This is a genomic window from Streptomyces sp. NPDC034099 (assembly GCF_055575415.1).
This window is the reverse complement of record NZ_JBVISR010000008.1, coordinates 159,410-171,787: the sequence shown is the minus strand read 5'-3', so window position 1 is coordinate 171,787 and position 12,378 is coordinate 159,410. Positions and strand designations below refer to the sequence as shown.

Annotated in this window: 8 protein-coding genes and 1 pseudogene; 4 read left to right on the top strand and 5 right to left on the bottom strand. The window is 71.7% G+C overall.

Going from position 1 to position 12,378, the window contains the following annotated elements:
• Window positions 1-53: 53 nt before the first annotated feature.
• From ACZ56V_RS23435 to ACZ56V_RS23420, 4 genes are all read right to left on the bottom strand, one after another.
• Entirely contained in the window at window positions 54-3,068 is a 3,015-nt protein-coding gene (locus ACZ56V_RS23435; protein ID WP_468944907.1) for a 3-keto-alpha-glucoside-1,2-lyase-like domain-containing protein, read from the bottom strand.
• Window positions 3,069-3,267: 199 nt separating this feature from the next.
• Window positions 3,268-4,587, bottom strand: a complete 1,320-nt coding sequence (locus tag ACZ56V_RS23430) for a DEAD/DEAH box helicase (protein WP_468944904.1) — start codon at window positions 4,585-4,587, stop codon at window positions 3,268-3,270.
• Between the two features lie 130 nt (window positions 4,588-4,717).
• Complete coding sequence (locus ACZ56V_RS23425) at window positions 4,718-5,677, bottom strand: alpha/beta hydrolase family protein (RefSeq protein ID WP_468944901.1); 960 nt, start codon at window positions 5,675-5,677, stop codon at window positions 4,718-4,720.
• A 123-nt stretch (window positions 5,678-5,800) separates the two neighbouring features.
• On the bottom strand, window positions 5,801-6,235 hold the full coding sequence (locus ACZ56V_RS23420) for a PGPGW domain-containing protein (RefSeq protein WP_398909399.1): 435 nt from the start codon (window positions 6,233-6,235) through the stop codon (window positions 5,801-5,803).
• 355 nt (window positions 6,236-6,590) lie between these two features.
• Between ACZ56V_RS23420 and ACZ56V_RS23415 the strand changes: the two genes are divergently transcribed.
• Together ACZ56V_RS23415 and ACZ56V_RS23410 are read left to right on the top strand one after the other, a co-directional pair.
• Entirely contained in the window at window positions 6,591-8,456 is a 1,866-nt protein-coding gene (locus ACZ56V_RS23415) for a CocE/NonD family hydrolase (protein WP_468944898.1), read from the top strand.
• A 38-nt stretch (window positions 8,457-8,494) separates the two neighbouring features.
• Window positions 8,495-8,734 (top strand): DUF5302 domain-containing protein, encoded by a 240-nt coding sequence (locus ACZ56V_RS23410; RefSeq protein WP_398908748.1) that lies wholly within the window; start codon window positions 8,495-8,497, stop codon window positions 8,732-8,734.
• An 83-nt stretch (window positions 8,735-8,817) separates the two neighbouring features.
• Here ACZ56V_RS23410 and ACZ56V_RS23405 read toward each other — a convergent pair whose 3' ends face one another.
• Window positions 8,818-9,765: a methionyl-tRNA formyltransferase gene (locus tag ACZ56V_RS23405; RefSeq protein WP_398908750.1), complete on the bottom strand. Its 948-nt coding sequence runs from the start codon at window positions 9,763-9,765 to the stop codon at window positions 8,818-8,820.
• Window positions 9,766-9,941: 176 nt separating this feature from the next.
• Here ACZ56V_RS23405 and ACZ56V_RS23400 point away from each other — a divergent pair.
• Both ACZ56V_RS23400 and ACZ56V_RS23395 read left to right on the top strand, forming a co-directional pair.
• Window positions 9,942-11,296, top strand: a pseudogene (locus tag ACZ56V_RS23400) (lysine N(6)-hydroxylase/L-ornithine N(5)-oxygenase family protein).
• An 11-nt stretch (window positions 11,297-11,307) separates the two neighbouring features.
• Entirely contained in the window at window positions 11,308-12,372 is a 1,065-nt protein-coding gene (locus ACZ56V_RS23395) for a FecCD family ABC transporter permease (protein ID WP_468944894.1), read from the top strand.
• Window positions 12,373-12,378 lie beyond the last annotated feature (6 nt).

Below are 12,378 nucleotides of genomic sequence, written 5' to 3'. Positions count from 1 at the left end.
GCGGAGCGGGAGGTGCGGGGCGGCCGACAGGATCCGCCCCGCACGGCTACGGGTCAGTCCAGCGGTTCGATGCGGAGGTCGCGGAACCGGACCTTGTTCCCGTGGTCCTGCAGCCGGATCGCCCCGGCCGCGGGCGTCTCGGCCCGGCCGGCCGCGGTGGGCCCGTCGAGCACGATGTCGTCGTGGACCGTCCTGCCGTTCCACACCACCGTCACGCGCGCGTCGGCGGTCTTGGCTCCGTTCTCGTCGAAGCGGGCGGCACGGAAGACGATGTCGTACGTCTGCCAGGTCTCCGGGGCCGTCGCCGCGTTGGTGTCGGGTGCCTTCTTCAGGTAGATCGCCCCGGCCTCGTTGGTGTCCGGGGTGGTGTCGCCGTAGGAGTCGAGGATCTGCAGCTCGTAGCGGTCCTGGAGGTAGATGCCGCTGTTGCCGCGGTCCTGGCCGGTCACGTCGTCCGGCAGCAGGGGCACGCGGAACTCCACGTGCAGCTTGAAGTCCTGGTAGGCGTCCTTGGTGCGGATGTCGCCGCAGCACACCTCCATCGACCGCTCCTCTGCCAGCGGCCAGGCGACCTTCCTTCCGTCCGTGTGCTGCCACTGTTCCTGCGAGGCGGCGGTGCCGTCGAACAGGCCGACCCGGGCGCCGTGCGGGCGCACGGTGATCAGGTCGAGGTTGACGTGGCCGGTGTCGCCGGGGTCGTAGCGGTAGGAGAGCGTGTTGTGTCCGGCGCGCAGCCGCAGCGGCTCGGTCCGGGTGGACCAGGTGTCCCAGTCCCCGGTGGACGGGAGCTGTGTCTGGCGGACCTTCTTCCCGTTGGCGTACAGGGACAGCGATTTGGTGCCCTCGAAGGGGTTCGGGCCGTTGGAGTAGCGCAGGCCCACGTCGTAGGTGCCCGGCTTCGGGACGGTCACGTCGAACGTCGTGGTGACCTTGCCCTCGGTGGCGTAGCGGTCGACGAAGCCGCTGCCGGAGTAGCCGGCGTGGTCGGTGTTGATGCCCGCCTTCCCCGTCAGAAGCGCCTCCTCGGCCTCGTACAGGGTGGCAGCCGGCGGCTGCTTGCCGGGCATCTCGTTGAGGGTGTACCAGGCCTCGGTGCTCCACAGCGTCTCACCGGAGCCCGAGGTGAACGGGCGCGGGGAGCGCACGTGCACGACGCGGTCCGGCTTCAGGCCGTCCAGCCGCAGCCGCACGGTGCGGCCGTCGTCCGAGAGGGTCGCGGAGCGCACGGCCAGCTCCTCCTCGGCGATCTTCGGGCCGCCGTAGTCGCCGGTCGGCGTGTAGCGCCACTGCTCGGCCTCGTAGCGGGAGGCCAGCTCCGCGGCCGTCTCCTCGGACACCGGCTGGGTGTACGTGAGGTCGAAGCCGCCCGGCACGGCCCGCATCTTCTGGACGTCGAAGGTGTTGCCGCCGTTGGGCGTCAGCTTCTGCAGGCCGAACTTGAGCTTGCCCTCCTGCCCCCAGTTGCCGTCGGCGCCCAGGCCGCCGGTGTAGATCGCGCCGTCGGGGCCCATGGAGACCCGGTTGACGCCCGCCTCCAGGCCCTGCGTGTAGCGGAAGACGGCGCCCTGGTACTGGCCCTTCACCTTTTCCAGGTAGGCGCGCTGGAGGCCGCCGTAGGTGACGTCGCCGATCAGCATCTGGCCCGCGAACCTGCCCTTGGTGAGGTACAGCGGGGTGGAGGGCGAGTTGCCGATCTCGTTCTGCGGCAGCCACAGCACCGGCTCGGTGACGGGGGAGCCCTCGAAGGGTCCCGCGGGCTCGGTGTAGTGGTTGAAGAAGCGGTCCTGCTTGATCTGGACGAGCTTCGAGGCGGGCAGCCAGCCGCCCTGGTTGTCGGTGGCGAACAGGTCGCCGCCGGGCCCCCAGCCGATGCCGTTGGGCGTGCGCAGTCCGCCCGCGATCGGGCTGATCTTGCCCGTCTTCTTGCTGATCCTGTACGTCGTCCCGCGGTTGGGCGCGGGCTGCGGGGTGGTGGTCGCGCCGCCGAGGTCGATGGCGACGGAGAGGTTCACGTAGAAGTAGCCGTCGCGGTAGAGCAGGCCGAACGCGAACTCGTGGAAGTTGCCGCCGTAGGGCCAGGTGGCGACCGTGCGGTACTCGTCGGTCACGTCGTCGCCGTCGCCGTCGCGGTCGACGAGCCGGGTCAGCTCGTGCTTCTGCGAGACGTAGAGCGAACCGTCCACGTACTTGATGCCCATGGGCTCGCGCAGCCCGCTCGCCACCTTCTCGACGGTCACCTTGTCGCGGCTGGTCTCACCGGTGACGTTGCCCAGGAGGTACACCTCTCCGGCAACGTTGTCGGTGCCGCCCCAGGTGCTGATCGCCAGGCGTCCGTCGGGCAGCCAGTCCATGCCGGTGACCTGCGGTTCGAAGCCGTCGGGGCGCAGGTCGGTGAGGTCGAGGTCGGGACGTACGGAGGTGAGCGGCAGACCGTCGCCCGGGGTGTCGCGCCCGGCCTCGCACTCCTTTCGGCCCGGCGCCGTCACCCGGACGACCCCGGCGTCGGTGCTCAGCGCCTCGTTGGGTACGACGGTGAACTCGCTCTCGCCCGGCGGCATCCAGGACAGCTGCAGTTGCTGGCCGCCGCCGCGGTCGAAGTGGTCGATGCGCAGCGGGTGCGCTCCCGCGGTGAGGTCGACCGTGCCGTCCTTGGGCTCCGCGCCGTGCAGTCCGTCGTGGTCGATCACCGTGGCGTCGTCGAGGGTCAGCCGGGAGCCGTCGTCGCTGACGAGCCGGAACACATAGGTGCCGTCACGAGGGGCGACCAGATAACCGGAGGCCTGGGAGACGAAGTTGTCGGCGATGCCGCCGAAGTCGGCGGTGCTCGACCAGTCGACCGTCGGCATCAGCTTGTCGTGGTTGGGGGTCTGGCCCGGCTTGAGGGTGCACAGCTCGTTGAGGGGTGTCTGGACGTCGAACACGCGCAGGGTGACGCCGGGTTCCTGCGGCGGGATGTCGGCGGGCGCCGCCGAGGACGCCGGGGCGGCCCAGGCACCGCCGAGCGCGACGGCCGACGTCAGCAGGAGGATGAGGTGTCTTCGGGCACGCGAGAACAGCCGTGGGTGCATTGGTCCTCCGGGAGATGGGGACCGGACCGTGCCGGATATCGCTCCGGTCTTGTGCGGTAGGACGGACGTTCCGCCGCCAAGGTAGGAGACTTCCGCTTGACATGTCCATACTTTGTCATCGGTGTGTTCAAAGTTCTCGGCGCCGGCCCGGCCTCAAGTCCCGTTCCCCGGCGCTGTGATCGGCCCGCACGGCCGACGGTCAGCGGCCCCTGCGCACCCGGGCGGCCGCGCGCGCCTCCGCGGCCTTGCGCGCCTCGACGGCCTTGCGGGATCCCTTGGCGGCGCGGCCCGGCCGGGTGCCCATCCCGCGGAAGGGGGCGTTGCCGCCCTCCTGCGCCGGACCGGTCGGCGGGCGCTTCGCGCCGGTGAGGGCCGTCAGCTTCTGCTCGCCCGAGCGCACCGGGGTCACCGTCGGCCGGATCCCGGCCTCGGACATCATCCGGTTCACCTCGCGCCGCTGGTCGGGGGTGACGAGCGTGACCACGCTCCCCGCCCGTCCGGCCCGCGCCGTACGCCCGCCGCGGTGCAGGTAGTCCTTGGCGTCGGCCGGCGGATCGACGTTGACGACGAGGTCGAGCGCGTCGACGTGGATGCCCCGCGCCGCGACGTTGGTGGCCACCAGCACGGTGACCTCGCCCTCCACGAACCTGGCGAGGGTGTGCGTGCGCTGCGGCTGCGACTTCCCGCTGTGCAGGGCGGCGGCGGGCACACCGGCGGCCCGCAGGTGCCGGGTGAACCGGTCGACCCCGGCCTTGGTGTCCAGGAACATCAGCACCCGGCCGTCGCGGGCCGCGATCTCGGTGGCGGTCGCGTACTTGTCGGCGGGGTGGATGGTCAGCACGTGGTGCTCCATCGTGCTCACCGAGGCCGACGCCGGGTCCACCGAGACGGGAACGGGGTCGTGGAGGTGGTCCCGCACCAGCTGGTCGACGTCGCCGTCGAGGGTGGCCGAGAACAGCAGCCGCTGCCCGTCGGAGGGCACCTGCTCCAGGATGCCGGAGACCTGCGGCAGGAACCCCATGTCGCACATCTGGTCCGCCTCGTCCAGCACCGTGGTCCGCACCTGGTTCAGATGGCAGTCCCGGCGGGAGACCAGGTCGGCCAGGCGGCCCGGCGTGGCGACGACCACTTCGGCGCCGTCGCGCAGCGCCTGGGTCTGCCGGTTGATCGACAGTCCGCCGACGACCGTGGTCAGGCGGACGTCCAGCGCCCGTGCGTACGGCGCCAGCGCTTCGCTCACCTGCTGGGCCAGTTCCCGGGTCGACACCAGGACGAGGGCCAGCGGGCGCTTCGACTCCGCGCGGCGGCCCGCGGTCCTGGCGAGCAGGGCCAGCCCGAAGGCCAGCGTCTTGCCGGAGCCGGTCCGCGCCCGGCCCAGGACGTCGCGTCCGGCCAGCGCGTCGGGCAGGGTCGCCGCCTGGATCGGGAACGGCTCGGTCACCCCGAGGGCGGACATCGTCTCCACCAGCACCGGCGGCAGTCCGAGGCCGTCGAAGGATGCGGTCGGCTTCGCGTTCATGGGGGACCTCTCTGATCAGGCGCCCGGAACGCGACCGGGCCCGTACCCCTCGGTACGGACCCGGGCGCCTCAAAGCGTGCCGCCATTTTACCAGCGGGCCCGCCCGCGCCCCGCGGCCGACCGTGCGGGCCTACTTGGACTCGACCCGCCCGAGCGGGTCCGGCCCGGCCGCCAGCCCGTCCCGGGCCTGCTGCCAGGCGGTGTCCCCCGGATACAGCTCGGAGCGCAGATAGGCCCAGGTGAGCCGCTGCACGGCGGCCACCCGCGCGGGGTCCTCGTCGGTGGTCTCCGCGACGTCGTATCCGGCCACCCCGCCGAGCCCGTGCTCCGCGCCGAACAGGGTCAGCAGGGACTTGGGGCCCGGGGAGAGGGCGTACGGGTCGGCATGCCACTCGGGTCCGGACACCGTCAGGTGGGCGGAGTCGTCCTTGTCGCCGGCGACGACGAGCGCGGGTGTGGTCATGCGGGAGAAGTCCGTGGTCAGGAAGAAGGGCATGCTCTCGGCGGCGGACTCGCTGAGGGCGTCGCCGCCCCGGCCGGGGGCCGCCAGCAGCACGCCCGCCCTGACGCGGGGCTCGGCCAGGTCCACCTCCGTGCCGTCGTCCGGATCGGTGAGCCGGGCGCCGAGCAGCAGGCTCGCGGTGTGTCCGCCCATCGAGTGCCCGGCGACCGCGACCCTGCTCCGGTCCAGACGGCCGGAGAGCCGCGGGACGGCCTCCTCCAGGACGTCGAGCCCGTCGAGGACGCGCGTCATGTCCTCGGCGCGCGACCGCCAGAACAGGGGCGCCCCGGGGGTCCCGGGGTCCAGCGCCAGTGTCCGCGAGCTGAGATGGGTCGGCTGGATCACGACGAAGCCGTGTGCGGCCCAGTAGTGGGCGAGCGGGGCGTAGCCGTTCAGGGAGGAGAGGTGGTGCGAGTAGCCCTGGCCGTGCGAGAGCAGGAGGACCGGCAGGCCGGTCCCGGTCACCGGCGCGGAGACCCGCACCTGGAGGTCCACCGGCCGCCCCGGGGCAGGCAGCACCACCGGGGCGACGGAGAGGACGGGAGCGGGCGGGGGGACGAAGTCGGTCGGGTGGGTCTGTGCGCTCATGATGCGTGGGTCCGTTCGATGAATCGACGGCGGGGACGGCGAGGCCGTCCAGGAGTGGACGCGTCGGCGCGACAAAAGCGGGACGCTGTCCCGGTTAAATATACGGAACGCCGTCCCGTTTGGTCAACGCGCGTGTTCCTGGGCCGTTGGTGATCCGCGACGCGCCGCCCGGACACGGCGGTGGCTCCACCCGAGCAGGGCGAACAGCACGAAGCCGGAGACGATCAGGCTCGCCCCGGTGGCCCATCCCGAGTACGGCAGCTCGGGCACGAGGCCCCAGACCACGCCGGCGGCGAGGAGGAACAGCCCCACGAGCACGGACCCGGCGATGCGCCATCGGGAGGAGACGCTCTCCTCGGCAGCACGCATCGCCCGGGTGCGGACCGGGGCGACGAACCGGTCCAGCGCCGGAACGGCGCGCGCCAGCAGCACCACCCCGGCGAAGACGAGCAGCAGGCCGGGGCCGGGCAGCACCAGCAGCGCGACACCGACCAGCAGCAGGACGGCGCCGAGGGCACCCACGGCCGTCCGCCGGATCGATTCGACACCCCGCGCCATGGCGCCCCACTCTCCTGCGGTCGGCAAGGAATCCGGTTCCGTCGGCGTGCCCCACCCTAGGCGCGGACCGCGGCGCGGGCGATTCCGGCGGGCTCGGCCGACGTGCTCGGGGGCGGCCGGCCCCGGAGGCACCGGGACCGGGCGGCCGCGGGCGAAGGGCACGCACCGGGGGCGAGGCCCGACATGGACCCATGTGCCCGGCAGGCCCGGCCGGAGACGGGTGCTGACGGATCACGTCCGCCAACGCCCGATGTGACAGGGGAAGTTGCGATTCGGACCCATCGACGTGCGGGGGACTTCGCTGCTAGACCTGCACCACCCGTACCACCTGCACCCGCCTTCCAAGGAGGAGCATGTGAGACCACGTCGCGCGGTCGTCCGGACCGCATCGGCACTCGTCGCCGCCCTCGCCCTGACCGTCGGCCTGGGCGGCACCGCCGTCGCGGCGCACGAGGCGGAGACCGGTCCGGCCGCCGCCGGGACCGCCCCCGTCACGCACGAGGAGAACGACCGGGTCCCGGAGGGCTCGGTCTGGACCCAGCACTACTTCCCGTCCTCCGACCGCTCGGGCACCCGGCTTCACGCCGACGTCCTGCTGCCCGAAGGGCTGAAGCGGAAGGAGAAGGTGCCGGTCATCGTGTCGATCGGCCCGTACTTCGCCCACGCGGGCCAGACCGGCCCCGAGGGCTGGTCCCACACCGGCCCCTCCGCCCGCTTCCAGGACTTCATCGAGGGCACCGACCTGTTCGACCAGGGGTACGCCTTCGTCATGGTGGACCTGCGCGGCTTCGGCGGTTCCACCGGGTGTCTGGACTGGGGCGGACCCGGCGAACAGGCCGACGTCAGAGCCGCGATCGACTGGGCCGCGAACCAGCCGTGGTCCACCGGCGCGGTCGGCATGTACGGCAAGTCGTACGACGCCGTCACGGGTCTCATCGGCAACAACCTGGACCAGCGCGCGCTCAAGGCCGTCGTCGCCCAGGAACCCGTGTGGGACATGTACCAGTACATCTACTCCAACGGCGTGCCGCGCCCGAACGTGACGGGCACCGCCGACGCGTACAACTCCATCGCCTCGATGCCCCCGATGGCGGACGACGACCCCCGCTACCAGGCCGCCGCCCGGTACGAGGAGGGCCACCCGGAGTGCCTGACGGAGAACTCGGCCGGCTACCGGATATCCGACCAGCGGGACGAGCACTGGACCTCCCGTGACCTGGCGAGGATGGCCAGGGGCAGCGACACCCCGCTGTTCGTCACGCAGGGCTTCGTCGAGAACAACACCAAGCCCGAGGAGATGGAGGAGTACCTCGACAACCACCGCGGCCCCGAGCGCGGCTGGCTCGGTCAGTGGGACCACGTGCGCGGCGGCGACCGCGTCGAGGACGGACGCCTGGCCATGGGCCGCGAGGGCTGGTACGACGAGACCCTTGCCTTCTACGACCAGTACCTGAAGGGCACCAGGCCGACGGTGCGTTACCCGGCCTACGCCGTCGAGGACTCCACCGGTGCCTGGCGGGCCCAGCGCACCTGGCCCGTCACCGAGCGGTCGGTGACCCTTCCGCTCGGCGGCGGCTCCTACGTGGACGACGGCGGCGCGTCCGGCCGCGCGGCCCTGACCGCGTCCGGCGGCCCGGCACCGAAGGCACCGCCGCAGCCGACCGGCAAGTGGGACATGGAGAACGCGCCCGCGACCGAGCGGCCGGCCCCGGCCGGGCTGGCCGCGGAACTGGCGAAGCGTCAGCGCGCCGGTGAGGCCGCCTCCAGCTTCTTCGTCTGGTCGAAGCCGCTGCGGAAGGCCACGCGCGTCACCGGCACCCCGCAGGTGTCCCTGACGGCCCGCGGCGAGGGCAACGTCATGCTCAAGCTGTACGACGTCGCCCCCGACGGCACCGCCGTCATGTTCGACGAGCAGGTCTCCCTGGTGAAGTCGGGCCGCCTGAGCGTCGACCTGAAGGCGACCGACTGGACGCTCGCCGCCGGGCACGTCCTGGCCGTGGAGATCGGCTCCATCCAGACCGGCTCCTGGCGCGACACCCCCTCCGGCGAGACCATCGAGGTCAGGGGAGCGAAACTGCGGCTCGCACTGGACGGCCCGGCCGACGACATCGCCACCGCGGGCGACCGGTCGCCGTACCTGGACACGTACCTGCGCCAGTACACGGTGACCCTGCCGGCGGGCCCGGGCACCTACTCGGTGGTTCCGGGCGGCCGGTCGTGACAAGCTGTGCTCCTGTTGTCCGAGCCCAGGAGGTCGTCATGACTGAAGAGTCTTCATCGCAAGCAGGTTCGGAACCGGCGGAGGACGAGCGCCCCGCCCTGACACCCGACGCCGACGGTCAGTACGACCTGAAGGACAAGTTCCGCCAGGCGCTGGAGCGCAAGCGCGGCAAACAGGCGGAGGCCGCGGCCCAGGCCGCGGGCGCCGACGTGGCGAAGATCCGGGGCACCCACGGCCCCGCCGCCAGCCAGCGTTCGTTCCGGCGCAAGAGCGGCTGAGGCCGCGCGCGACCGTCCAGGGCAGGGCCCGACCGTGACAGCACGGTCGGGCCCTGCCCGTCGTGGACGGCCGGTCGGGGTGCTCAGGGGCGGGTGGTCAGATAGCCGCCCATGGAGGTGAAGTACTCCGTCGCGGCCAACTCCCTTCCGTCCTCGGTCCGTACTCGCGTCACGGCGAGACCGCGGTTGCGGCCCCGGCGCGCGTCCGCCCCGGCGACGATGACCACACCCTCGCCCTCGCGGTAGAAGATCCGGCCGGGCGTACCGCCGTAGCGGCCCTCGGAGACCACCGCGGCGAGGATCTCGAGCCGCCTGCCCCGGTGGAAGGTGAAGGCGCTGGGGTACGGCTCGGACTGGGCCCGGACCAGACGCTCCAGGTCCTCGGCCGGCCAGCTCCAGTCGATGCGGATGTCCTCGGCGGACCGCTTGTGGAAGAAGCTCGCCCGGGACCGGTCCTGCTTCGTGAACTCCGTCTGCCCGGCAGCGATGAGTCCGAGGGCGCCGACGGTGACCGGGGCGATGAGGTCGACGGTCTTGTGGAACAGGTCGGTGGCGGTGTCCGTCGGTCCGACGGGTACCGCCTCCTGCCGGACGATGTCACCGGCGTCCAGCTCGTCGTTCATCATGTGCGCGGTGACGCCCACTTCGGTCTCGCCGTTGATCAGCGCCCAAATCAGCGGGGAGAACCCGGCGTACTCGGGCAGCAGTGAGTCGTGCACGTTGAGCGTGCCGTGGCGCGGCAGGCCGAAGATGCGCGGGGGGATCCAGGTCCGCCAGTTGTTGGCGACGATGATGTCCGGGTCGGCGTCCTTGAGGCGCTCGAACAGTTCGTCGTCGTCCGGGCGGTTGCGGATCAGCACCGGGACGCCGTGCTCCTCGGCGAGGTCGGCGACGGAGTCGCTCCAGATCTTCTCGTACGCGTGCTCGCTCTTGGGATGGGTCACCACCAGGACCACGTCGTGCTCGGAGTCCAGCAGGGCTCGCAGGGTGCGGTGCCCCCAGGTCTGGTAGCCGAACATGACGACCCGCATGGGTGTTCCTCCTCAGAGCAGGGGCTGACCCGGGCAGTTAAGCAAGCCTTACCTTAGTGCGCAACACCGCCGCCATATCCGCCAGTTGGCTCGAAATGACCTCCGTCGCGCCCTATCGACACCCGTATCTCATTAGCTTAGGCTCACCTAAGTTTCCGGCGCACGAGGGGAGTGACATGTCACAGGTTCTTCCTGCTGACTCAACACTGGTCCACGACCTCATTGGTATCGGCTTCGGGCCGTCCAATGTCGCCATGGCGATCGCGATCCGCGAACACAACGCACGGGCCGGCGGGCAGGAGGCGCTCGACGCCCGCTTCTTCGAGCAGCAGCCGCGCTTCGGCTGGCACCGCGGCATGCTGATCGACGACGCGACCATGCAGGTGTCCTTCCTCAAGGACCTGGTGACCCTGCGCAACCCGGCCAGCGAGTACAGCTTCCTCTGCTACCTGCAGAGCAAGGGGCGGCTGATCGACTTCATCAACCACAAGAACCTCTTCCCCCTGCGGGTCGAGTTCCACGACTACTTCGAGTGGGCCGCGGGCAAGGTCGACGACATGGTCTCCTACGGCCACGAGGTCGTCGGCGTCGCGCCTGTCGTGCGGGACGGAGTCGTGGACCACCTGGAGGTGACGGTCCGTTCGGGGGAGGGTCTCGAGGTCCACCGGGCGCGCAACCTCGTCGTCGGCACCGGGCTGCGCCCCCTCGTGCCGGAGGGCGTGGAGCGCGGCGACCGCGTCTGGCACAACTCGGAACTGCTGGCCAGGGTCGACGCGTTGGAGGGCACCTCGCCCTCCCGGTTCATCGTCGTCGGCGCCGGGCAGAGCGCCGCGGAGAACGTCGCCTACCTGCACCGCCGCTTCCCCTCGGCCGAGGTCTGCGCGGTCTTCGCGCGCTACGGCTACAGCCCCGCCGACGACAGCGCGTTCGCCAACCGGATCTTCGACCCGGCCGCGGTCGACGACTACTTCACCGCGCCCGGCGGCGTCAAACGACGGCTGATGGACTACCACGGCAACACCAACTACTCCGTGGTGGACATCGACCTGATCGACGACCTGTACCGGCAGATGTACCGGGAGAAGGTCCTCGGCACCGAGCGGCTGCGCTTCCTCAACGTGTCCCGGCTCTCCGACGTCAAGGAGACGCCGGACCGGGTACGCGCCACCGTGACCTCCCTGGTCACCGGCGAGGAGAGCCTCCTGGACGCCGCGTCGTGGTCTTCGCCACCGGCTACGGCCCGGCCGACCCCCTGGGCCTGCTCGGCGAGGTCGCGGACTGCTGCCTGCGGGACGACGAGGGCCGGGTGCGCGTCGAGCGCGACTACCGCGTCGCCACCGACCCCGCCCTGCGCTGCGGCATCTATCTGCAGGGCGGCACCGAGCACACGCACGGCATCACGTCGTCGCTGCTGTCCAACACCGCCGTCCGGGTCGGCGAGATCCTCGAGTCACTCCTCGGCCGGGGTCTCAAGTCGGCCTCCGACGAGTCCCGTACGGTCGCCGACGGAACCGGCACCGGCGCGCGTTAATGTACGTCGCCATGACCACGACTGCGGCCCAGCGCCCCGCGTCCACGCCCAGGGGCCCGACGGAGGCCCGCCGGCGTCGGCTCGCCGGCCTGGGTGTGCTGGCGGTGCTCCTCGTGGTCGCGGCGGCGGCGTCGCTGGCCGTCGGCGCGCGGGCGCTCAGTCCCGCCGATGTCTGGCACGGGCTGTTCGCGGCGCCCGAGGCCGACCAGCGGCTCACCGAGATCAGGCTCATCGTGCGGACCGTACGGGTGCCCCGCACGGTGCTCGCCGTCGTGGCCGGCGTCGCGCTGGGGGTCGGCGGGGCACTGATCCAGGGGTACACGCGCAACCCCATCGCCGACACGGGACTGCTGGGGGTGAACTCCGGCGCCTCGTTCGCCGTGGTGTCGGGGATCGCCGCCTTCGGGTTCACCAGCCCCTTCCAGTACGTGTGGTTCGGCTTCCTGGGCGCGGCGGTCGCCGGTGTCGTCGTGTTCGGGCTGTCGAGCATCGGCCGGGGGGCGGGCAACCCGCTGACGCTCGCGCTGGCCGGGCAGGGGGTCACGGTGTTCCTCGCGGCGATGACCACGGCGGTCGCGCTGACGGACAAGGCCTCGCTGAACGCCCTGCGGTTCTGGAACGCGGGCTCGCTAACCGGGGTCGGCTTCGACGTGATCTGGCCCGTGTCCGCCTTCATCGCGACCGGGCTGCTGCTGGCGCTGACCACACTGCCCTCCGTCAACCTGCTCAACCTGGGGGACGACGTGGCACGGGGACTCGGCGTGAACATCGCGCTGACCCGCACCGTCGGTATCGTCGCCATCACCCTGCTGGCCGGGGCGGCGACGGCGGCCTGCGGCCCCATCGCGTTCCTCGGGCTCATGGTGGCCCACGTGGCCCGGTACCTGACCGGCCCGGACTACCGCTGGCTGGTGCCGTACGCCGGTCTGCTCGGGGCCGTCGTGCTGCTGGTCAGCGACATCGTGGGGCGCCTGGTCGTACGGCCGGGGGAGCTGGACGCCGGGGTCGTCGTCTCGCTCCTCGGCGCACCGTTCTTCGCCGTCCTGGTGTGGCGCGGGAAGTTCAAGAACGCGTGAACGGGG

Excerpts from the sequence above, each read along its gene's own strand:
- ACZ56V_RS23435 (WP_468944907.1), bottom strand. The coding sequence starts at position 3,068 with ATGCACCCACGGCTGTTCTCGCGTGCCCGAAGACACCTCATCCTCCTG.
- ACZ56V_RS23430 (WP_468944904.1), bottom strand. The coding sequence starts at position 4,587 with ATGAACGCGAAGCCGACCGCATCCTTCGACGGCCTCGGACTGCCGCCG.
- ACZ56V_RS23425 (WP_468944901.1), bottom strand. The coding sequence starts at position 5,677 with ATGAGCGCACAGACCCACCCGACCGACTTCGTCCCCCCGCCCGCTCCC.
- ACZ56V_RS23420 (WP_398909399.1), bottom strand. The coding sequence starts at position 6,235 with ATGGCGCGGGGTGTCGAATCGATCCGGCGGACGGCCGTGGGTGCCCTC.
- ACZ56V_RS23410 (WP_398908748.1), top strand. The coding sequence starts at position 8,495 with ATGACTGAAGAGTCTTCATCGCAAGCAGGTTCGGAACCGGCGGAGGAC.
- ACZ56V_RS23405 (WP_398908750.1), bottom strand. The coding sequence starts at position 9,765 with ATGCGGGTCGTCATGTTCGGCTACCAGACCTGGGGGCACCGCACCCTG.
- ACZ56V_RS23395 (WP_468944894.1), top strand. The coding sequence starts at position 11,308 with ATGACCACGACTGCGGCCCAGCGCCCCGCGTCCACGCCCAGGGGCCCG.